Below are 21,729 nucleotides of genomic sequence, written 5' to 3'. Positions count from 1 at the left end.
ACATCCTTCTGGTCGGATGTGCGGTCATCATGTCGTTCGGCCTCTCGTTCGGCCTCGCGGCCGACTGGCACAGCCATTCCCGTCCACCAGATCGTGAAGATCGATGTCGACACCTCACCTAGGGGAACGCATGTCATCCGCAACCCCGGCCCAGCGCGGTAGTGGCACCGCCGAGGCCGACGCGACCCAGAAGCAGGCGACCCAGAAGCAGGATGCTCCCGGCGGCATCGCCACGGCGGTAATCGCCTGCCGGTCCTGCGGCGGACCGGCCCCGCGCCTGTTCCTCTCCCTGGGGTCCACCCCCATCGCCAACCGCCTGGTGCGCGCCGACGCCCTCGACGCGACCGATCCGTCGTTCCCGCTTGAGGTCGGCTTCTGCGAGGCCTGCGCACTCGTCCAGCTCACCCACGAGCTGCCGGCGTCCGAGATCTTCGACGAGGACTATCCCTACTTCTCCTCGTTCTCCGACATGCTCGTCCGCCACGCGGAGAAGCACGTGATCGACCTGATCGCGAGCCGCAACCTCGGGCCGGACAGCCTGGTGGTCGAGGTCGCCAGCAACGACGGCTACCTGCTGAAGGCGTTCGTCGAGCGGGGCATCCCGGTCCTCGGGATCGAGCCGACCCCGGGCCCGGCCGCGGCCGCCCGGGAGGCGGGCGTGCCGACCCGCGAGGAGTTCTTCGGCGCGGAGCTCGCCCGTCAGCTCGTCGCGGAGGGTCGCAAGGCCGATGTGATCATAGCGAACAACGTGATGGCCCACGTCCCGGACCTCAACAGCTTCGTCGAGGGCTTCTCGATCCTGCTCGCCGACGGCGGCCTCGTCGACGTCGAGAACCCCGGGGTCGGCGCGTTGCTGGCCCACACCGAGTTCGACACGGTCTACCACGAGCACTTCTGCTACTTCTCCACGATCGCGGTCGACGCCCTGATGCGCCGGCACGGCCTCGCGCTCGTCGGCGTCCAGGAGTTCCCCGAGCTGCACGGCGGCACCCTGCGGTGGAGCATGCAGCACACCGCCACCGCGGACCCGGCCGAGTCGGTGGCGGCGGTGCTCGACGCCGAGCGGGCCGCCGGGCTCGACACGTTCGACCGGTACGCCAGCTTCGGCGACGACGTCCGCGCCGTGCAGGACGAGCTGGTGGCGTTGCTGCGCTCGCTGCGCGCCGACGGTAGGACCATCGCCGCCTACGGCGCGGCGGCTAAGGGAGCGACCCTGCTGAACTCCAGCGGCATCGGTACCGACCTGCTCGATTTCGTCGTCGACCGCAACATCCACAAGCAGGGCCGGTACCTGCCCGGCGCCCGGTTGCCGATCCTCGATCCTGCCGTCCTGCTGGAGCGGCAGCCCGACTACCTGCTGCTGCTGGCGTGGAACGTGAAGAAGGAGATCATCGCCCAGCAGGCCGAGTACGCCGCGCGCGGTGGCTCCTTCATCGTGCCGGTTCCCCGGCCCGTAGTGCTGTAGGCAACCCATCGTGGTCTCAGGCCGTCGTTATTTCCGTCCGCGGTTGTGCGGACCCTRCTCGCTGGGCCGGCTGAGCCGGTCGGGCTGGTCGAGAGAGCGGGTATGACGGACATCGACGTGGACCTGAGAGCCACGGGTGGGGAGGACGACTCCCCACCCGAGGGTTCCCCTGACGAGACCCGGTACGTGCCACGATCCCAGCGTCCCGCGCGGGCGACCGGGCAGCGTCCCGGAGAGCGGACCGAACGTCTCGGCGAAGGGTTCGAACGCCGTGGCGGCCGCCGACCCGGCGAGGTTTTCGAGGTGTCCACGGGGCCGATCCGCCCGCAGCCCGCTCCGGCGCCGGCGCCGCGGCCGGAATCCGGGGCGGGCGAGCAGACCATCAAGGTCTCTGGACTGCCGTTGATCCGCCGCCCGCCCCCGGGTACCGTGCGGACCGGCCCGGTGCGGCCCCACGGCGATCCGTCGGAGCAACGGCCCACCGCTTCCCCGGGCGAGATCTCCGTGAGCCGGGTGCCAACGGCCGGGAAGGCGGGAGACGGGAAGGCGGGAGAACCGTCGGGCGAGGCCGGGGGAAGACCGCCAGTCGACCCGGTCCGCCCCGCGGGGCCGGTGTCCGGGCGGTCCGGGCCCGCGATCCAGCCGCCCGACGTCGTCACCGCCACGATGGACCTGAGCGCGCTGCAACGCCGGCTGCGGGCGGAGAAGACCGAGCTCCTCCGGCGGGTCGAGGGGCAGACTCCCCGGCATCGCCGCTCGGACCGGCGGGCGCGTCGAACCGACGAGACCGATCCGGAGAGCACACAGATCTTTCCGCGGCCGCCCCCCGCCGGGCGTGGCGGCCGATTTCCCGGGGCGGGCACCGCGCGGTCCCGCGGTCGACGAAGGCCCGCCGCGACGGGCGGCGGCGAGCGGGCCGCCGCGGCCGCGTCCTTCGGGCCGGGGCCCGGTAACGGGGCCGACGGCCTGGTGGACGATCTGACCGGCGACGAGGGTCCGGGCCGCGAGGGTCCGGGCCGCGAGGGTTCCGGCGGCCGTGGCGGAGCCAGGTCGAAGGCGATCTGGACGCTGGCGGACCAGGCCGTCTCCAGTGCGACGAACGCCGCGGTCTCGTTCCTGATCGCCCATCAGGTCAGCGACGTCGAGTACGGCGCGTTCGGTATTGCGTACACGTTGTTCTCCATCGTCATCGGCCTGGTCCGCGCCGGAAGCTGCATGCCGCTGAGCATGTTCTACTCGGGTGCCACTCGGAGCGACTTCCGGGCGGCGGCCACCGCCACCACCGGCTCGTCGTTCGTCTTCGGTGTGGCCGTGGGAATCGCGTTCGTCGGTCCGGGTCTGCTCCTCGGCGGCCCGGTCGGGTCGTCGTTGTCGGCGATGGGCCTCGTGCTGCCCGGCCTGCTGCTGCAGGATGCGTGGCGCTATGTCTTCTTCGCGATGGGGAAGCCCTTCGGCGCCTTCGTCAACGACACCGTCTGGGCGGTCGTCCAGATTTTCGGGATCTTCCTGCTCATCCACCGCGGTGTGACCGCATCCCCGCCGCTGCTGCTCGCCTGGGGGGCCTCGGCTCTCGTCGCGGCCCTGCTGGGGATAGCCCAGGCCGGCTTCTGGCCGTCGCCCGGCGAGACCCTTCGATGGCTCCGCAGGAACAAGTCGAACTCCGCCTATCTGGCGGCGGAGTTCATCACCGTCCAGGGCGCGATGCAGACCTCGCTGCTGGTGATCGGAGCGGTGGGTTCGCTGGCGACGGTGGGCGCCCTGCAAGGTGCGCGCACGCTGCTCGGCCCGACCACGGTGGTCGGGGTGGGGGTCGTGAGCTTCGCGTTGCCGGAGTTCTCCAAGCGGACCTCCATGACCCGCCACGCCCGGGAGCGCGCCGCCTACGCTCTCTCGGCCCTCGTCCTCGCCATCGGCACGGCGTGGAGCCTGATCTTCTACCTCCTTCCGGAACGTTACGGCCAGGCGTTGTTGGGCGACTCGTGGGACGGCGTCAGGAACATCCTGGGGCTGTCGATTCTGCACTATCTGGCCGCGTCGGTCCCGGTCGGACCGGCCTGCATGGTCTACGCACTCGGAAAAGCCAAGATCACATTTCGGGTCAATGCGGTCTTTGCGCCGATGTTGTTTGGTTTTCCTATCATTGGGTTGCTTGTCGGGGAGGCGCGGGGTGCGGTCGTCGGCTATAACATTGCTTTCTGGTCCATTGCGCCGGTGTGGTTTGTGCTGCTCCGTCGACTCGCTCGGGAGCACGACGCGGAGCAGGCCGCGCTGCGGGCGGCGCGGGGCGGCTCCGGGCCTGACCCCGCCCCGGCGGGGCCGGGAGGACGAGAGCTGCCGCGCCMGCGCCGGGCCGGGATGAGCGACGCACGTCGGTCGAGACGGTCGAACGCTGGCGAATCTGACCATCGAATGGATCCCGTGGATGATGTCGAGGGTATGGATGTCGCTCCGGAGCACGGCCCTCGCCGGCCTGGTCGCGGAACCGGATCGCGGCGTGGTGGGCKGGGCACCTGAGCATCCGCGCGGCGTCAGTCATAGCTATAGACCGTTTACTATCCGCTATCGGCTATGCTCACAAATCGGTTCCGTCAGATCTAGACCGTGGTCCGGCAAACGGGCCGGATGCTCCTGTGGGGGGCCACATTGAGTTCGCTTCATGTCCCGCTGGAGGAGTCGTTGCGTCGTCTCACCGGCACTCCGATCCGGGTACGGGCCCGGTCCGCTCGTTCCGAGTCCGTGGCGGGTGCGTCATGAGTCGCAACGTGCAGGCGGGCAACGAGACCAGCCGGGCTCCCTCCGCCCCGTCCCTGCTTCGTATCCTCCAGCCACGGCTGCTGGTTGTCGCCATCGTCGTGGTCGTCTTCGCGGCTCTGGCGGCCGCCTACTCCAAGACGCAGACGGCGACCTATCGGTCGAGTGCCCGGGTCTTCCTCTCGACGGACTCGGGTACGCTCGGCGCCAACTCGGTCGACGCGACCCGCTTCGTGCAGACCCAGGCGCAGTTCGCCCAGTCCTCGGCGGCCGTCGCGGAGATCGCGAAGGAACTCAAGCTGCCCGAGCTGGACGTCGCCGCCCGGCTCAGTACCTCGCCGTCCGACGAGGGCTACTTCTTCGTCATCAAGGGGACGGGCCCGAGCCAGCAGGCGGCGGACGCGCTGGTCAAGTCGGCCGAGGATGCCTACAGCAAGCTTTTGACGACCTATGGCCCCAACAGCCAGGCGAATATCAGCGCCATGATCAAACTTCGTGACGGGCTGGTGGCGGAGCAGGCCGCTGCGGGCCAGGGAGCCGGTATTGCCGGGAGCGTCGACAACACCGTCCGCAACACGCAGATCGCGAACCTCAACACGCAGATCGCCACCGCCCGTACCGCCTCCGCGCTGGCGAGCGCGTCGATCAAACTGGCCGAGCCACCCGTCGCCGAAGGCCAGAGCGGGCCGAACCTGTTCCGTAACACGCTGGTCGCTGCGATCGTCGGGTTGCTCGGTTCGATCGCGGCGATTTGGATCATGTATCAGCGCCGGCCCACCATCCTCGACCCGCACAACCCATCCGACACCCTGGGCGTGCCGCTGATCGCCGTCCTGGAGCCGGGACGGACCACCGCCAGCGCGGCCGAGACCCTGGTCTCGGCGATGTCCGCGGTGATGTCCCCGACGAGCAAGGTGATCGCGTTCACCCCGGCGTCGCGAGGGGACCTGACCGCCGATCTCGTCGCCTCCGTGGCCGCCGCATGGTCCGATGATCAGGGCGTCGTCCTGATCCTGGACACCTCGCCGTCGTCCGAGGTGCGGGGAGTTCTTGAGGGACTGCCCCGGGCGACCTCCGGGGAGCTGCCTCGCTGGGCGCACGAGCCGACCTGCCTGGCACGCTCGTCCGGCACCGGACGGGGGCACATCCTCTACAACCGCGTGTCGCCGGCCCGGGCCGCCCGGCCCGGTGGCCTCGCCCCGATCCTCGCCGACCGGGCGCCGGTCGTCGACCTCGTCATCCTCGTCACCTCGGCGCTGGCCGAGCTGCCGATGACCGCGGCCTCCGCCATCCAGGCCGACGCCGTCGTGGTCATCACCTCCACCGAAACCAGCCTCAAGGAGCTTGAGCAGGTGCCGCGGGACTGGCCGGCGCTCGCCGAGCGAGTCGTGGGCGTCGTGCACGACGGCCGGACCGGCATCCGCCGGGCCGTCGCGGCGGCCCCGGAGCGTCGTTCGTCGGTCGACACCATCACCTCCAATTCCCCGGTGGGGGACTCGGCCGCGGTGAGCAAGCGGGGCGGCGGCGTGGACTCGGAGGCCACCGACCGCTACGCTCGCCCCGGCAAGCGTTAGAGAGCCCGTAGCCGCGAGGGTCCGGGACCCCGAGGTTCCCTGGATTCCAGGCGTCGCAACGCCGGTATGACGAGCCGGGCGGTCAGCGTAATCTGACCGCCCGGCTCCTTCGTTGTACCGGCTTCTTGTCGCGGCTTCTTGTCGTATCTCCGGTCCCTGGGTCTGGTCCCGGCGCCCGGTCCCAGTTCCGGCCATCGCGATGGCCCTACCTGCCAAGATGAGGCGAGAGGCGAGAGGCGAGAGGCGAGACGAGCACGGGCAGGGATGGCGGTATGGGCGGATGGCGCCATCCGTGCGCTGTGGTGCGTGCGGTCGCGCGCCTGCTGCGCGCTGGGTCAGATCGAGGCGAAGGACCGGCCCGGTGCGGGAGCCGGTGGGATCCGCGGTGACGGCGCTCCCGGATCCCTCTGGAGCCTGACGGTCTCCTCGGGGGTAACCGTGAACCAGGTGACGAGCAGGAGGCCGAGCCCGGTGACAACCGGGGCCAGCAGGCCTCCGGACAGCACGCTATAGAAGATCAACACCGACCCGGAGAGCACGAACGACTGCGAGCCGCGTACGAACATCGCCACCACCAGACCGATGAACGCGGTGGTCCCGACGACGCCGTACTCGAGGATCAGCTTGGGCAGGAGGGCGTAGTTCAGCGGCAGTCCGGTGCGGTAGAAGAACGCGGCCGCGTCCCGGTCGGCGAACCCGGGCCCCGAGCCGAACGCCACCGTCATCGGGTCGCTGCCGAGCGCGTCCCAGGTCCGCTGGTACGGCTGGACGAAGCGCAGGCTGCCGCTGGACGTCGATGAGGATGTCTCCGTAGCACGCGCGGCGAAGATGCTCGATGCCGGGGTGAAGCTGATGATCAGCGCCACGAGGCTCACTCCGAGCAGGGCGGTGAGCGCGAATCGGGCGCCCTTGTGAACGGCCAGCAGGACGCCTGCGCAGGCCAGCAGGAGCAGACCTGTGCCGGAAACGGTGCTCAGGATGGCCAGCACAAACATGATCATGCGCCACCAGCCGCCGTTGCGCAGTGTGCAGACCACGATACCGAAGCCGAGGAACTGTGAGCAGAATGACGCCTCGAGGCAGATGAAGGCGTTCGACTTGTACAACGACGAGCCGTACTGCACGGGGTAGGACGTGTTGAACCCATGCATCAGGAACTGCGACGRCACGATGTCCTTGACGACGTCGGTGTACGGAACGCCGACGAGCTGAATGGCGAACTGGAACAGCGCGAGACCGGCGAGTACCGTGATCATGATCAGAAAACGGTCCAGCAGCCGGGGCAGGAGAGCGCGGGCGTCCGCGCCGCGCAGGCCGAGGACGAACGGCACGTACGTCGCCAGCAGCAGCAGCAATGAGGTGAAGGACGTGTCGTCCTTCTCGCGGAGGAAGCAGACGAGTGCCGAGGCCGAACATGCCGTCATCGCGACGAGGTAGGTGGTCACCCGGCTGGAGTTGTACGTCAGACCTCCGCGGCGCAGCATCAAGGCCGCGCAGACATAGGTGATCGGCAGGATTACCTGGACCTGTGAACCGCCCACCGGGAAAGCGATCCGTTGCAGGAAGATCTCGCAGAAGAGCAGGATCGTCAGCATCCGGAAGGTGGCGTCGTTGACCGACTTCCCGCTGCCGGCCTCCTGGGTCGGGATCACCCACGACCGTGGAATCCTGGTCGTGAGCGTGGTGGTGACCACTGGTTCCCGTCCCCCCCGTTCCTGGTCAGTGGGCTCCCGGGCGCCGCGTCCGGCGACGGGGGTCCGGCGATGGAAGCCCATCCGCACGTCGGCAGGTCGGCTAGCTGGCGCTACGGGCGGACGGCGTGGGCGATTCAGTCTATCCGGGGCCCTCGTGCCGTCTCGCAAGGTGGTCTCCGTGCCGTTTCCGGAGCGCATGGTTGCGTCTCCGTCACGCCTTGCAGCCAGCTGCTGGGGGGCTCTTCGAACCCGGCACGGGCGATGAATAATAGCGGTCGTCAGGCTTGACCGCCATCGGTTCGTATCCGTGCAGATCTGGATTCCGGCGGGGCGGGGCGGACACATGCCCTCGGCCACCCGGGACCCGGACGCTACACCGCTGACCTGCTCCGCCGCGGCCGCGGAGGCCGGTTCGTCCTGGTCCTGGATCTTGCTTCCGGATCTTGGTTCCGGTCCCGGGGTTCCGGTCCCGAGTCCGGGACCGCGCCGTCGGCGGACTTCTGGGCCTCGGGGCCCGTGGGCTCTGGCGCGCCCACGGGCCCCGAGTCGTTGCGCAGCGTGAGTGCGTCAGTAGCTCTTCTTCGCCGGCCGCAGGTGCAGCTCGGTGATCTCCGCGGTGGGTGGGAGCCGGATCAGATAATTGACGAGATCGGCCACGTCGGCCGCTTGGACGAGCAGCTCGGGTGCGTACTCACGGCCTTCCCGGGCGTAGATCGCCTCCTGCCTTGGGGTCGCCGTACGGCCGAGATGGATGGTGGTCACCCGGATGCCGTCGGCGTTGATCTCCTGGCGCAGGCTGTCGGCGAACCCCCGCATGGCGTGCTGGGTGGCGGCGAACACGCTGGTGCCCGCGCCGGCCCGGATGCCCTGGGTGGAGTTGACGATGACGATGTCGGCGCCGCGGTCGGCCCCGGCGACCCGCAGCGCCGGCAGCAGCCGCTGGGTGAGCGCGTATGGTGCTCGGACGTTCGCGAGGTACTGGGCGTCGAGATCGGCCAGCGACACGGCGTCCACCCGGGCGCTTCCGTAGGCGCCGGCGCTGTGCACCAGATGATCGACGCGGCTGTAGCGGTCCGTGACCTCGGCGGTGAACGCGACGACGGCCGCGTCATCGGTCAGGTCGAGGCGCACCGGCGTCAGGGTGCCCGGACCGCTCGCCTCCTTGCCGAGGGCGTCGAGCCGGGTCTGGTCGCGCCCGAGCGCGAGGACGGTGGCTCCGCCCGAGGCCAGCCGCAGCGCGGTGGCCCGGCCGATGCCGCTCGACGCACCGGTCACCACGGCGACCCGCCCGGCGAGCGGAACCTCGTCCGCCGCCGGGTCGCCCGCGCCGGATCCGTTCGGGGCCGCCGTCATGCGTTCTGGTGGGAGAACACCAGCATCGCGTCCTCCCGCGGCGGCGCGGTGTCGTAGGTCAGGCAGATGTCCTCGGGAATCCGGCTCAGGTCGGTGCCACGCAGGTAGTCCCGCATGGTCGTGCCGGTGCACTCCGCGTCGACGTTCGGCGCTCCGACGTGGTTGACCACGTCGTCGAAGTGGACGGTGCGGAAGTCCATGCTGAACCGGGTGCGGCCGGAGTTGTTCGGCACCGAGGAGTGCAGCTGGGCCGCCGAGAAGATCATTATGCCGCCGGAGGGGGCGACCACCCGGGTCTGCGGAAAGATCTCCACCTCCTCCTCGGGCTTGGGCTGCTTGCGGGTGTCGGACTTGATGTGCTTCGCGGCGTCGGCCCGGTTCTTCGCGTTCCACTCGTAGTAGTCGTAGTCGCGGGAACCGTTCTTCACGCCCTGGGAGAAGTAGCGCGGGTGGAAGGCCATGGCGTTCTCCGGCACGATGTCGAAGATCGGCATCCACCAGTTGAGCTGGCAGAACGGTGCCGAGTACCAGGTGTCGCGGTGCGGGTGGAAGGCATAGGCGATGCCCGAGGTGAGGTAGTCGTCCGACGTCGAGGTCCGCAGCCGGGGCACGTCGAAGTAGGTCTTCGACAGGTCGCAGCCGTGCTCGGCGAGAATCGCCGGCAGCAGTTCCTTGCAGGTGGGGTGGTGGATGAACCGTGGCTTCAGCTCGGCGAGCAGGGCCGCGTAGTCCTCGACCGGCATGTGGTACTGCGCCGTCTCGGGGTCGAGATCGCCGAAGGCCTCGCGGATCAGGGTGCGGCTGAACTCGACGAACTCCCGCGTCGCGGGCCTGGGCGCGTAGACGAACAGCTCGCCGGCGTAGAGCCTCGCCCGCCGCTCGTCATCGGACAGCGTGGATTCGACCAGTACCGAACTCATTAGGTTCCCCCTCGGAACGAACATGGGTGAGAAGCAGCCGGGCCATGGCGAGTTCGTCCGGCGTGGTGACATGGATGTTCGCCGGCTCGCCGGGGACGACCACGACCAGGCCGCCGGCCGCGGCAACCATCGCCGAGTCCTCGACGGCCTCGCGGGCCTCCGCGTGCACGGAGCGCAGCAGGTCCGCCCGGAAGGCGTGCGGGGTCTGCACGAGCCGGTGAGTCTCCCGCGGCAGCGAGGCCCCGGTGACCAACCGGGGGGTGTCGTCGGGGGGGCTGCCGAGCACCGTCGAGCGGATCTCCTTGACGACCTCGGTGAGCGGGAGCCCGGGTACGGCCGCGTCGGCGCCGGCGCGGACCTCGTCGATGACCCGCTGGTACAGGGCGGGAGTCGCGAGTGGATGGGCGGCGTCGGTGACCACGATGACCCCGGCGTCCGCGGGCACGGCAGCCAGCCCCGCCCGGACGGACTCGGCCCGGGTGGCGCCGCCAGCGACCATCCGCACTCCGTCCGGCGGTGACCAGTGGCCGATCAGGGCGGCGGGGACGACCACGACGATGCCGTCACTGGYGGGCCGCGCCGCCGCGACCGGATGGGCGAGCAGGGGCTCACCCCCGAGGTCGAAGAACTGTTTCGGCCCGCCGAAACGCGTGCCGCCGCCGCCGGCCAGCACGATCGTCCAGACCGGGCCGCTGTTCCCGGTGCTCCCCGCACCGTTGGCGACGGCGACAGCGGTGTCGGTCACCGCCGGGCTCCCGCGGGCGCGGCGCTGGTGACGTCGCTGCTGGTGACGTCGCTGAGTAGATCGACGCCCGCCAGGGCATCGGCCGCCGCCGCGACGGTGTCGAACGGCAGGTCCGCGCGGTCGGCGATGTCGAGCAGGCTGCGCGTGCCGTCGGCCAGGTTCAGCACCCACAGCAGGCCCATCTCGATCGCCTGGCGGTTCATGGTGGCCCCGATGGCGCGGTACAGGCCCCGCCGGCCGAGCTGCGGCTCCCCGTACGGGGTGGTGTTGCGCCAGATGYGGTCGCGCTCGCARATGTCGATCGTCCGCAGCAGGATCGCGAACGAGTCGGCCAGTGACTGCGGGGTCACGAAGTCGAGGTCGTCCGCGGACGTGTGGTACTGCGGATAGTCGCCGTGCTGGCCGCGCCCGAACCGGCCGACGGGCAGGTCGAAGCCAGGGGAGCAGAACTGCCGTTCGTCGTAGCCGTAGGGGGAGAAGTCGACGACCCGGTGCGGCCGCCCGGTCTCGGCGAGCGCCGCCGCCGCGGCCCGGTCGACGGCGGYGTTACCCCGCCGGCTGCGCTTGTAGGTCGGGTCCGACCGGTCGCCCAGGCCGGTCAGCACCAGCCCGTGCCGAATGCGCCCGACGGTGTCGCGGTTGCGCGCGAGCCAGGTGATCGATCCGATCGTGCCGGGGATGAACAGCAGCCGGAAGGTGTGCCGGCGGGGCAGCCCGGCCAGGGTGCGGGCCAGCAGGGTGGCCGTGGCGATGCCCGAGCAGTTGTCGTTCGCCATCGCCGGGTGGCAGGTGTGGGTCGTGATGAGGAACTCGTCGTCCGTGGTCCCGGGCAGCACGATCTCGCCGTAGGTCAGCGACCCCGCGGTGAGGGTGGTGTCGATCTCCACGTCGTACTCGCCGTCGGGCAGCGCGGCGAGCTGCCGGTCGGTCAGGCAGAAGCCCCAGTTCTCGGTGTAGTAGGAGGTCCGGTAGGGCACCCAGTCCGGGCGGTCCGGCATCGAGAACAGGTGCGGGCGCAGCTCGTCGAGGGACAGCCGGGCGCGGACCGGTKTGCTGTACCCCAGCAGGTGCAGCGGGTTGTCAGCGGCGTCGACGACGGTCTTGCCGTCCGGGCCGGTCAACCGGGCCGAGGCGACGTTCCATTCCCGGGGCACGGTCCAGTCCAGGACCGGTGTCCCGCTGGGGACCTCGTGCACCGTGAGCGCGGGCTCCGGGCCGAGCGCCCGCGCGACGGTGGCGAGCGTCGTGCGGACACCGTCCCCGGTGATGCTGCGCATGGGGGGCAGCAGGGTGGCGACCAGGTCGTGCAGCCACGTTCCCGGGTCGGCGCCTGCCGTCGCCGCGTACTCGCCGGCGTCGGCGGGCTCGGAACCGTTCGGGGGGGAAGCGTTCAGGGGGGAAGCGTTCGGCTCGGGACCGCCGGAGCCGCGGGAGGAATCGCTCATCGCTGGACCCGTCCGGAACCTCAGCCGGCCCAGACACGCCAGGGCGCGGCACCGGAATCCCAGAGCTGGTTCAGCTCGGTCCAGTCGCGGAACGTGTCCATACCCATCCAGAACCCGTCGTGAGTGTGCAGGGTCAGCTCGCTGTCCCGGGCCAGCTGCTGCAGCGGGTGACGCTCCAGCAGCAGCGCCGGGTCGTCGTCGAGGTACTTGTCGATGAACTCGCGCTCGAAGACGAAGTATCCCCCGCTCACCCAGCCGGTCTGCGGCGGCTTCTCGGCGAAGAGGGTGACGGCGTTGCCGTCCGTGGTCAGCTCGCCGTAGCGACTCGACGGCCGGACGCCGGTGACCGTCCCGATCCGCCCCGACGCCAGGTGGTCGGCGAGCACCGCGCCGACATCGACGGCACCCACGCCGTCGCCGTAGGTCAGCATGAACCKCGGGCCGGTCAGGTACTGGGYGACCCGGCGCAGCCGGGCTCCGGTTCCGGTGAGTAGGCCCGTCTCGGCGAAGGTCACCTCCCACGCCTCGTCGCCCACGGTGTTGTGGAACTGGGGGGTGTGGTCGTCGGAGAGCGTGAGGGTGAAGTCGGCGACCTGCGCACGGTAGGCGAGGAAGTAGTTCTTGATCAGATCGCTCTTGTAGCCGAGGCAGAGCACGAACTTACGGAAGCCATAGTGCTCGTAGGTCTTCATGATGTGCCACAGCACCGGCTTGCCGCCGATGTCCACCAGCGGCTTGGGTAGTTTCTCGCTGGCTTCCCRCAGCCGGGTTCCCATCCCGCCGCACAGGATCACGACGKGGATGTCCGCCACGTCGGGAATCTCGCTGGTCTGGGCGATCTCGATGCTCAAGGCTGTTGCGTCTCCCGTGCTCATGCCCCGGTCCGGACGCACTCGGGGCGGATGGGCGTCAATGGCCTGGTCGTTGCGGGACCGCGACGCGCTCCGGGTGATCCGGGGCARCCGTCCCGCGGGCCGGCTGGTCGTGACCGGTGGGGGCAGCCACCGGGCGGTCCGGCTGCGCGGGCGGCGCGTTCCCACGCGGGTGAGGACGTCGCTGCTCGCCCGCGAACGTGCGTGCGGGCGTGACCCGTGGCAACGGTACCGTATGGTCCTTTGCCGGCTGGCGGTGTCCCTACGAACCCGCGTATGCGGCATAGACCCCACAGCCCCGCGGGCCTCCCACGCGTCTGACTTCCCTGACTTCCCTGGCTCCGGGACCGGATGACGGTTTCGGTGGGTCGGGTGCGCGTGTCGAACAATTCTCTCGGAGCGGGAGGGTTGGTCTACGGATGGCTGATCGTTGCACTGCGTGATAAGCCGAGGCCGCCGAAGGTGCACTTCGTCGGTGGTTGTTACTGTTTAGCGATCACTCTCGGATTACCGAACGAGCCTCGGCTCAGGTGTCGACGGTGATGGCGGACCTCGTTGCGAGCCACCGGATCGGGGAGAGTGTCGCGCTTGGCCGCACTTTTGCACTACATGAGTAAAAATGACTTTATAGATAGAAATGTACGACTGGGGTGATGCGGGTGCGCGGGCGCTCCTGGTCGGATGACCCTCCGGTCGCTGGTCGCTGGCCGGTGGCCGGATCGCCATCCTCGGACCAGGACGGCACGGTGCATCACTCCGAGACGGACCCGCCCCGTTCGGCCGATCGGCGGCCCGCCGGTGGGAGCGCCGGCATGCCGACCCCGTCCCGGGGCGAGTGGCCGGACGCCCGGCTGCTCCCGCTGCGCCGTCGCCGAAGCGACACGACGCCGCGGATCCTCCGTTCCCCTAGCGAGGGTTCCCCCACCGAGCTGGTCCACATCCGCCGCGACGGCGCTCCTCGCGACGCGGATGGCGGCCCGGTCACAGCCCCCGGCGGGGACCGGCCGGACCCGGTGCGGGCACGTCCGGACGGCGCCACCACGACCGTGTTCCATTGGCACGGGCGGCAGGCCCCGGCCGGGAAGAGGCTGGACACGCCGGACACGAACGTTCTGGCCCGGGACGTTCTGGCCCGGGACGTGCCGGTCTGGGACGGGCCGGTGCCGGACGCGCGTGTTCGGGCGGACGGCGGCGGTGAACCTGGCCCGGGTCGTCTGTCTCGCGTCGCCGGTTGGATCGCTGCGCGCCCGGGGGGCCGAGCCGGYCGAATCCCGCGTCTCCCGCTTGTCGCGGTCTCGATCGCGGTCGTGACCGCCCTGACCGCCTGGGTTCTGGTGTCCTCCGGAGGACACCCCACGGACACGGTGGCCGGCGGCCCGACGTCCGCCCCGCAGTCGCAGCCCCCGCCGCAGTCGCCGCCCGCGCGGTCGCCGAGCTCCGGCCCCTCGCCCGCACCGGGGGTCCAGCCGCCGGTCACCGTGCCCCGGGTGCAGCGGGCCGCCACGACCGGTGAGTTTCCCACGGGGGTCGCCGCGCACACGTTGGCGCAGGCGAACCGCTGGGCGGAATTCCGTGGCCGGCCCAACGACGTCGTCGTCATGTACACCGAGCGGTCCAGCTGGCGGGCGATCGTCGAGCCCTGGATCGGTCGCGGCGCCTCGACCTTCGCCGGGTTCTCCGGCACATGGGTCATCAGCCAGCCGCTCTTTCCGGACGAGGGGCCGGAGAAGGGCAACCTCGCCGACTGCGCGGCCGGCCGCTACGACGCCGAGTGGCGGCAGTTCGGCCGCTGGCTGGTGAGCATGGAGCGGGGCGACTCGTTCGTCCGGCTGGGCTGGGAGTTCAACGGGCTGTGGTTCGCGTGGGYGGCCACGGACCCGCAGCAGTGGGTGCAGTGCTTCCGTAACGCCTCATCGGCGATCAAGGCTACCAGTCCGCGGGTCCGCATCGACTGGAACCTCAACGCCCACGGCTCGACCACGTCGGTCGGCGCCTTCGATCTCTACCCGGGTGACCAGTACGTCGACGTCATCGGGGTCGACAGCTACGACCAGTACCCGCCGAGCCCGACCTACGCTGACTTCGACAACCAGTGCAACGAGACCGGCGGTCTCTGTCAGGTGATCATCTTTGCGCGGATCCATCACAAGCTGTTCTCGGTGCCGGAGTGGGGCGTGGTCAGYCAGCAGGGCACCAAGGCGGGTCGGGTCGGGGCCGCGGGTGGGGACAACCCCGTCTATATAGAGAAGATGCACGAGACGTTTGTGCGTAACGCGGACATTCTCGCCTACGAGGCGTACTTCCCCGATGCCGTGCCGAACAACGTCCGTTCCTCGTTGGTCGACCCCACCATCAATCCCGCGGCGGCGGCGATGTACCAGCGGCTCTGGGGCTGATCCCTGGGGGCTGATCCCTGCCGGGGCTGGCTCGTCCCTGTTCGCCTGGTGGCCCGGGCTGCGGGGGTATCGCAGGACACGGTCTTGCGTGGGGCGGACAGCAGTCCTCAGCACGATGGGCACGGCGGTGAAGACGGGCATCTTAGACCCCGCGTCGTCCGCCGCGTCCGCCGCGCCCGCCACAACCAGTACCCGGTCAAGAAGCCCGGCCAGCGCGGCACCCGCCACGACGCCCCGCCCACGATYAGGCTCGCCAACCCGGTACTCCCTGGCATCGGGCGCCGGTGATCGGTGCTTACCCGGGTAGCTGCCGCCAGATTGCGCGCCAGCGGGTGTCGGACAGGGAAGCCGGATCGGCGCCCTCGGCACGGACTGTGCCCTCGACGGCGGCCAGCCGGTCCCGGAAGCGACGGGCGGTCGCCCGAAGGGCCCGCTCCKGATCGACGGAGGCCGTCCGGGCGAGCGCGACGGCGGCAAAGAGCAGATCACCGATCAGGTCGTCCCCCGCCGTGCCCGACCGGGCCAGTACGGCGGCCGTGGCGGCGATCTCGGTGACCCGATCGCCCGCGTCGGTCACACCCCACGCGGCCGTCCCGGTCAGCGCGAGATCCGCCGGGACGCCGATGCCGGCCGCCCGCTTCAGCAGCTTGGCCGCGAGGGACAACGCCGGTTGGGAGAGTGGGACACCCTCGGTCACCGAGACGCGCCCCTTCTCGACCGCCTTGATCGCGTCCCAGTTGGCGACGACGTTCGCCGGACCGTCCACGACCACGTCACCGAACACGTGCGGATGACGGCGGATCAACTTGGCCACCAGACCGGCCGCGATGTCATCGACGTCCCAGCCGTCGTCGGCGCGCTCGGCGGCGATCCGAGYGTGGAAGAGCACCTGCATCAGCACGTCGCCGAGTTCCTCGCGCARCTCGGTGAGATCGCCGTCCTCGATCGCCTGATACGCCTCGTACGTCTCCTCGACCAGGTACGGTGCGAGCGAGGTGTGCGTCTGCTCGGCGTCCCAGGGGCAGYCGCCCGGCGACCGCAGGCGGTCCATGACCGCGACGGCGTCCAACAGGCTCGAGCCGGGCAGCTCCCTGGTGGCCACGAGGCTCGTCACTTCGACCCCGGTCACCCCGTCGACGCCGGCATCGTTGCGTTCCCCGGATCCACTCGCCTCGTCGAGGAGGCAGTCGAGGATGTTCGGCGCAAGCGGATCGGGTAGCCAGGCGACCTCGGCCGCCGCGGGATCAGGCAGGGCGGCCCGGATGAGGGTCACCGCGCCGGCCAGACCGCCGGGATCGCCGGGATCGCCGGGATCGACGATCAGGACGGTCGCACCGGCCGCCCGCAGCGCGGCGAGCTGAGGATGCGTGGGGCTCGCGGTCAGGACGGGCACCGTGCGCACGACATCCCACGCCCGGGCCGTGAGAATTCCCGGTGCCACCCGGGGGCTGGTGACGACCACGGTGATCCGCATCAACATGTCGCCGTCCGCTCAGGATCGGGTGGTCAGGTCCAGGATCGGCGTGGGCGCGGGCTTGCTGGCGATCGAGCCCTCAGCGGCGACCACGGCGAACTGCTTCGTGTCCCAGGTACCAAATCGTGGGTTTATCGAGATGGGATCCCGGGACTCGGCCTGCGCGAGTAGCGGACGCACCTTCGTCGCCCGTTTKTCCGCCACCAGGAACCGAGCCAGGTAGGGCTTGGCCTGCCGGTAGCTGAGAGGGATCTTCCCGATCTGATCGACGATGCTGTCGTACTGGGCGCGGGTGTCCGCGTCGGAGGCGAGGACACCCGGGCTGATCTTGTCCCCGAGCGCCGACTCGAACGCTCCCGAGCGGACGATCGTCGCCACGTCCTGCTGGGCGAAGCCTGCCGCGGCGGCTCGCTGCTCGAACGCCTTCACGCTGCCGAACTGCAGGATCGCGTACGCCTGGTAGTAGGACGCGATGTCCTGGCCGGTCAGCGAGATCCCCAGCCGCTTCGCCTCACCGGAGATCAATTCGAGCTGCACGAGCGTGGTCAGGGTTCGTCGCTGGAGTTCACCCCGGTTGAGACTCTGCGACGCCGACTGCGAGGTCTGCGGGATCGGTACCGTCTGCGCGGCCTTGAGCCCACGGTCGACGATGCCGCGCAGCTGGGAGGTCCCGATGGTCTGCGAACCGACCTGGGCGGCGGCCCCGGCATGGGTCGTGCACCCGGTACCGACGAGCATGAGGAGCCCGACACCGGCGAGGAGACGGGAAAGCTTCACGAGCCGAGACGGTATCCGCTCAGCGTGGCGTACGGTACGGCGCCCTACGCCAGGAGTCAGATCGAGGCCGCCGCGGCGGCGACCGAGTCGCCCGCGACCGCATGCAGGAGCTGGCCGACCCAGACGAGCAGGGCCCGGTCCCGCAATGGCCGGGAACCGATGCGCCCCGTCTCGGTCGGCGCGGGAACGAGTACGGTCCGCACCGCCGGTTTGACCACGGCGCCCCGGTAGAGCCGGGTCAGCCGGAGTGTCTGACTCTCCCGCAGCTCCAGCGGAGCGAACCGGATCTGGCGACCGGCGGTGATGATCTCCGTGACGCCGAAGCGCCGGGCAAGCACCCGCAGGCCCGCGACGGCCAGCAGGTTCTCGACCGGTTCGGGCACCGGACCGAACCGGTCCACGAGCTCGCCACGCACCTCGTCGATGTCGGCGTCCGTGGCGGCGCCGGCCAGCCGCCGGTAGGCATCCAGCCGCAGCCGCTCGCTCGGCACGTAGTCATGCGGCAGGCTCGCGTCGACCGGCAGCTCGACCTTGACCTCCGGGGGCTCCTCGACCCCCTCCCTGCGGTACTCGGCCACCRCTTCGCCGACCATCCGCACGTACATGTCGAACCCGACCGAGGCGATGTGCCCGGACTGCTCGCCGCCGAGCAGGTTGCCCGCTCCCCGGATCTCCAGGTCCTTCATGGCCACGGCCATTCCGGCACCAAGGTCGTTGTGCTGGGCGATCGTGGCGAGCCGGTCGTGGGCGGTCTCGGTCAGCGGCTTGTCCGGCGGGTAGAGGAAGTAGGCGTACGCCCGGTCCCGGCCCCGCCCGACCCGGCCGCGCAGCTGGTGCAGCTGGGACAGGCCGAACACGTCGGCCCGCTCGACGATGAGGGTGTTGGCGTTGGAGATGTCCAGGCCCGACTCCACGATCGTCGTGCAGACCAGCACGTCGAACTTCTTCTCCCAGAAGGAGACCATGACCTGCTCAAGCGCGTCCTCGTGCAGCTGGCCGTGGGCGGTGGCGATCCGCGCCTCGGGAACCAGATCGCGCAGCCGGGCGGCGGCCCGGTCGATCGTCTMCACCCGGTTGTGGATGAAGAAGACCTGCCCCTCGCGCAGCAGCTCCCGGCGGATCGCCGCGGCCACCTGACGGGCGTCGTAGGCGGCGACCGAGGTCAGCACCGGGTGCCGCTCCTCGGGCGGAGTGTCGATGGTCGACAGCTCCCGGATGCCGGTGATCGACATCTCCAGCGTGCGGGGGATCGGTGTGGCGCTCATCGTGAGCACGTCCACCGCCGTGCGCATCTTCTTGAGCTGCTCCTTGTGCTCGACACCGAAGCGCTGCTCCTCGTCGACGATCACCAGGCCGAGATCCTTGAAGCGGTTCTCCCCGGACAGCAGCCGGTGGGTGCCGATGACCACGTCGACACTGCCGGTAGCGAGCCCCTCCTGCACCGCCTTGTGTTCGGCGGGCGAGTTGAACCGGCTCATCGCCTTCACCACCACCGGGAATGCGGCGTAACGCTCGGAGAAGGTCTGGAAGTGCTGCTGGACCAGCAGCGTCGTGGGCACCAGCACCGCGACCTGCTTGCCGTCCTGCACCGCCTTGAACGCGGCCCGCACCGCGATCTCGGTCTTGCCGTAGCCGACGTCGCCGCAGATTACCCGGTCCATCGGGACCGGCTTCTCCATGTCGGCCTTGACCTCGTCGATGGCGGCGAGCTGATCGGGTGTCTCTCGGAACGGGAAGGCGTCCTCCAGCTCACGCTGCCAGGGACTGTCGGGAGCGAAGGCATGCCCGGGAGCAGCCATCCGGGCGCTGTAGAGCCGGATCAGCTCACCGGCGATCTCCTTGACGGCTCTGCGGGCCCGACTCTTGCGCTTGGCCCAGTCGGYGCCGCCGATGCGGTCCAGGCTCGGCGCGTCACCCCCGACATACCGGGTGATCTGTTCAAGCTGGTCGGTCGGCACATACAGTCGGTCGCCCCGGGCGTACTCCAGCAGAAGGTACTCCCGCTTGGCRCCCGCGACGGTCCTGGTGACCATCTCGACGTAGCGGCCGACGCCGTGCGCGTCGTGGACCACCATGTCCCCGGGGAGCAGGGCGAGCGGATCGATGCCCTTGCGCCGCCGGCTCGGCATGCGCCGCATGTCCTTCGTGCTCACCCCGCGGGCACCCGCGATGTCGCYTTCAGTAAGAACGGCGAGGCGCAAAGTATCGCTGGTGAAGCCGGTGGCGAGCCGACCGCAGGTGACTATGGCGACGCCCGGAGTGAGCGTGGCCTCCTCGGCGAGGCCGGCGCCCAGGTCGGCGTCGCGCAGCATCTCCACCAGGCGCTGCGCCGGACCGTGCCCCTCGGTGACCAGCAGCACTCGCCAGGACTCGGCGAGCCAGCCCTTGACGTCGGCGATGACCGCCGCGGTGTCCCCGTGGTAGATCGGCGCGGGCCGGAGGCTGGCGACCACCGTGTTGTCGCCGTAGTTGTCGCCGTAGTTGTCGCCGTACTCGGTCCCGTCGTAGGCGGCGCCCGTCAGCCCGGTGCCCGCCGGTTCCCGGTCGCTGCCTGCCGGGGTCGACATGAAGGGAGTGACCGACCACCACGGCAGGCCGAGATCCTCCGCACGCTCGCGGACCTCGATGATCGATCGGTAGGCGGCCGCGCCGAGATCGATCGGCGCGCCGCCACCCAGCGCCGCGACGCTCCACGACGCGTCGAGGAACTCCTGGCTCGTGCGCACCAGTTCGCTCGCCCGCGAACGGACCCGTTCGGGATCGCAGACCAGCACGTGGGTGCCGGCCGGCAGATCGTCCAGGAGTAGTGACATGGCGTCGACGAGTACCGGGGCGAGCGCCTCCATCCCCTCCACGGGGATGCCGTCGGCGATCTTGTCGAGCAGGTCCAGCAGCTCCGGGTGGCGCGTCGCGAGGTCCGCGGCCCGCGCCCGCACCTGCGCGGTCAGTAGCAGTTCGCTGCACGGCGGCGCGAACAGGACACGGCCACCACCGGTCGCGCCATCATCCTCCGGTAGCGCCCGCTGGTCCGCCACGGAGAACCGGCGGATGTCCTCGACTTCATCGCCGAAGAACTCGACCCGCAGCGGATGTTCCTCGGTGGGCGGGAAGACGTCGAGGATGCCGCCGCGCACGGCGATCTCGCCGCGCCGCTCGACCAGGTCCACCCGGTGATAAGCGATGTCCACCAGCCGCGTCACCACGCCGTCGAGGTCGGCCGTATCGCCCTCGGCGAGGGTGACCGGTGCGAGCTCGCCGAGCCCGGCCACCTGGGGTTGCAACACCGCACGGATCGACGCGACCACGATCCGCAGTGGCGGCCGACCGGTGCTCGCCGGATGCGCGAGCCGGCGCAGCACGGCGAGGCGCTGCCCGACCGTGTCAGCCCGGGGGGACAGCCGCTCGTGGGGCAGGGTCTCCCAGCTCGGGAAGACCGTGACCACATCGGGACCGAGCAGGCTGCCGAGCGCCGACGCCAGATCCTCGGCCTCCCGGCCGGTAGCCACGACAGCGAGGACCGGCCGGTCGGCCCCGACCGCCAGGGCCGCGGCGGCGAAGGGCCGCAACGCCGCGGGACCAGCGAGGTCGAGGACCGGTTCACCGACCGCGCCGATCGCCCGGCCCAGGGCAGGGTCCCCGCCGGGACGGGCGATCAGCGCGTCGAGCAACGGCGCGAGGGTCATGGGGTGCGTCCCTGTGCCTCTCGGTTGGTTGGGATCCGATGGTTGGGATCCGACGACGTGACACGGCGAGGCCGATCCGGCCCTGATCTACCGTCCGGCCCGGCCCCGCTCCACACGACGCTTCCGCCCGGCGATGCCCCGGTCCGCAGGCGCCGGCAGCGGGTCAACCTCGATACCCAATCGATCTTGATGCCGAGCCGACCTTAATACGGGTCAACCTTGATACCGGATCGACCTCGATCGGCTCAGCCCTGTCGGCACAGACGATATGTCCAGCCTACGACAACCTTCCCACCCGCCCCGGCAACCCACCCTCCTCCCGTTCGGACCGGCGCCATGTTCGTCGGGGCCGCGGTAACGTGCGCGTCCATACGAACGCGGGGCCGGCCGGGTGGACGCCGTGGACACGGCCGCGGGGCCGCATCGGCGAGCGCGACGGCTCCGACGTGACGCATCTCACGTTTCCGGCAACGCGGTCCGGTCGGTACCGGACGACGGACGGCACGCTCGGGCGCCCCGCACTCCCCCGTCCCGCCCGCTTCGGCGAAGGGGGCGCCACATCGCCGAGCGACGTACAGTC

Annotated in this window: 13 protein-coding genes; 4 read left to right on the top strand and 9 right to left on the bottom strand. The window is 70.3% G+C overall.

Annotated features, from left to right (window positions below; all coding sequences use genetic code 11):
- Positions 1-130: 130 nt before the first annotated feature.
- The 3 genes from CcI156_RS07490 (at position 131) to CcI156_RS07480 (ending at position 5,790) form a co-directional block, all read left to right on the top strand.
- Positions 131-1,465: a class I SAM-dependent methyltransferase gene (locus CcI156_RS07490; RefSeq protein ID WP_011438312.1), complete on the top strand. Its 1,335-nt coding sequence runs from the start codon at positions 131-133 to the stop codon at positions 1,463-1,465.
- Between the two features lie 102 nt (positions 1,466-1,567).
- Complete coding sequence (locus tag CcI156_RS27470) at positions 1,568-3,979, top strand: hypothetical protein (protein WP_076804987.1); 2,412 nt, start codon at positions 1,568-1,570, stop codon at positions 3,977-3,979.
- A 236-nt stretch (positions 3,980-4,215) separates the two neighbouring features.
- Complete coding sequence (locus CcI156_RS07480) at positions 4,216-5,790, top strand: Wzz/FepE/Etk N-terminal domain-containing protein (protein ID WP_011438310.1); 1,575 nt, start codon at positions 4,216-4,218, stop codon at positions 5,788-5,790.
- A gap of 335 nt (positions 5,791-6,125) precedes the next feature.
- Here CcI156_RS07480 and CcI156_RS07475 read toward each other — a convergent pair whose 3' ends face one another.
- From CcI156_RS07475 to CcI156_RS07450, 6 genes are all read right to left on the bottom strand, one after another.
- Positions 6,126-7,682: a hypothetical protein gene (locus CcI156_RS07475; protein WP_139341441.1), complete on the bottom strand. Its 1,557-nt coding sequence runs from the start codon at positions 7,680-7,682 to the stop codon at positions 6,126-6,128.
- A gap of 369 nt (positions 7,683-8,051) precedes the next feature.
- Entirely contained in the window at positions 8,052-8,837 is a 786-nt protein-coding gene (locus tag CcI156_RS07470; protein ID WP_011438308.1) for an SDR family oxidoreductase, read from the bottom strand.
- Positions 8,834-9,757: a hypothetical protein gene (locus CcI156_RS07465; protein ID WP_023840069.1), complete on the bottom strand. Its 924-nt coding sequence runs from the start codon at positions 9,755-9,757 to the stop codon at positions 8,834-8,836. The genes CcI156_RS07470 and CcI156_RS07465 overlap by 4 nt, the downstream gene beginning before the upstream one ends.
- Entirely contained in the window at positions 9,720-10,502 is a 783-nt protein-coding gene (locus CcI156_RS07460) for an IspD/TarI family cytidylyltransferase (RefSeq protein ID WP_076804982.1), read from the bottom strand. Before CcI156_RS07460 ends, CcI156_RS07465 begins: the two co-directional genes overlap by 38 nt.
- Complete coding sequence (locus tag CcI156_RS07455; protein ID WP_139341440.1) at positions 10,499-11,947, bottom strand: DUF4910 domain-containing protein; 1,449 nt, start codon at positions 11,945-11,947, stop codon at positions 10,499-10,501. Before CcI156_RS07455 ends, CcI156_RS07460 begins: the two co-directional genes overlap by 4 nt.
- Positions 11,948-11,967: 20 nt before the next feature.
- Complete coding sequence (locus tag CcI156_RS07450; protein ID WP_076805071.1) at positions 11,968-12,822, bottom strand: sugar phosphate nucleotidyltransferase; 855 nt, start codon at positions 12,820-12,822, stop codon at positions 11,968-11,970.
- Between the two features lie 809 nt (positions 12,823-13,631).
- On the opposite strand from CcI156_RS07450, the gene CcI156_RS07445 reads away from it, so the two are divergent.
- Positions 13,632-15,215, top strand: coding sequence for a glycoside hydrolase family 26 protein (locus tag CcI156_RS07445; protein ID WP_254847306.1), 1,584 nt, complete (start codon positions 13,632-13,634; stop codon positions 15,213-15,215).
- 295 nt (positions 15,216-15,510) lie between these two features.
- On the opposite strand, the gene mazG is transcribed toward CcI156_RS07445, so the two are convergent.
- The 3 genes from mazG to mfd are packed head-to-tail and all read right to left on the bottom strand — an operon-like array spanning position 15,511 to position 21,149.
- Positions 15,511-16,695, bottom strand: coding sequence for a nucleoside triphosphate pyrophosphohydrolase (gene mazG, locus CcI156_RS07440; protein ID WP_076804978.1), 1,185 nt, complete (start codon positions 16,693-16,695; stop codon positions 15,511-15,513).
- A 12-nt stretch (positions 16,696-16,707) separates the two neighbouring features.
- On the bottom strand, positions 16,708-17,466 hold the full coding sequence (locus CcI156_RS07435; RefSeq protein ID WP_076804977.1) for a SurA N-terminal domain-containing protein: 759 nt from the start codon (positions 17,464-17,466) through the stop codon (positions 16,708-16,710).
- Between the two features lie 56 nt (positions 17,467-17,522).
- Positions 17,523-21,149, bottom strand: coding sequence for a transcription-repair coupling factor (gene mfd, locus CcI156_RS07430; RefSeq protein ID WP_076804975.1), 3,627 nt, complete (start codon positions 21,147-21,149; stop codon positions 17,523-17,525).
- Positions 21,150-21,729 lie beyond the last annotated feature (580 nt).

Source organism: Frankia sp. CcI156 (assembly GCF_001983015.1).
Taxonomy (GTDB): domain Bacteria; phylum Actinomycetota; class Actinomycetes; order Frankiales; family Frankiaceae; genus Frankia; species Frankia casuarinae.
The sequence above is the reverse complement of the archived record's forward strand: the minus strand, read 5'-3'. Positions and strand labels throughout refer to the sequence as shown.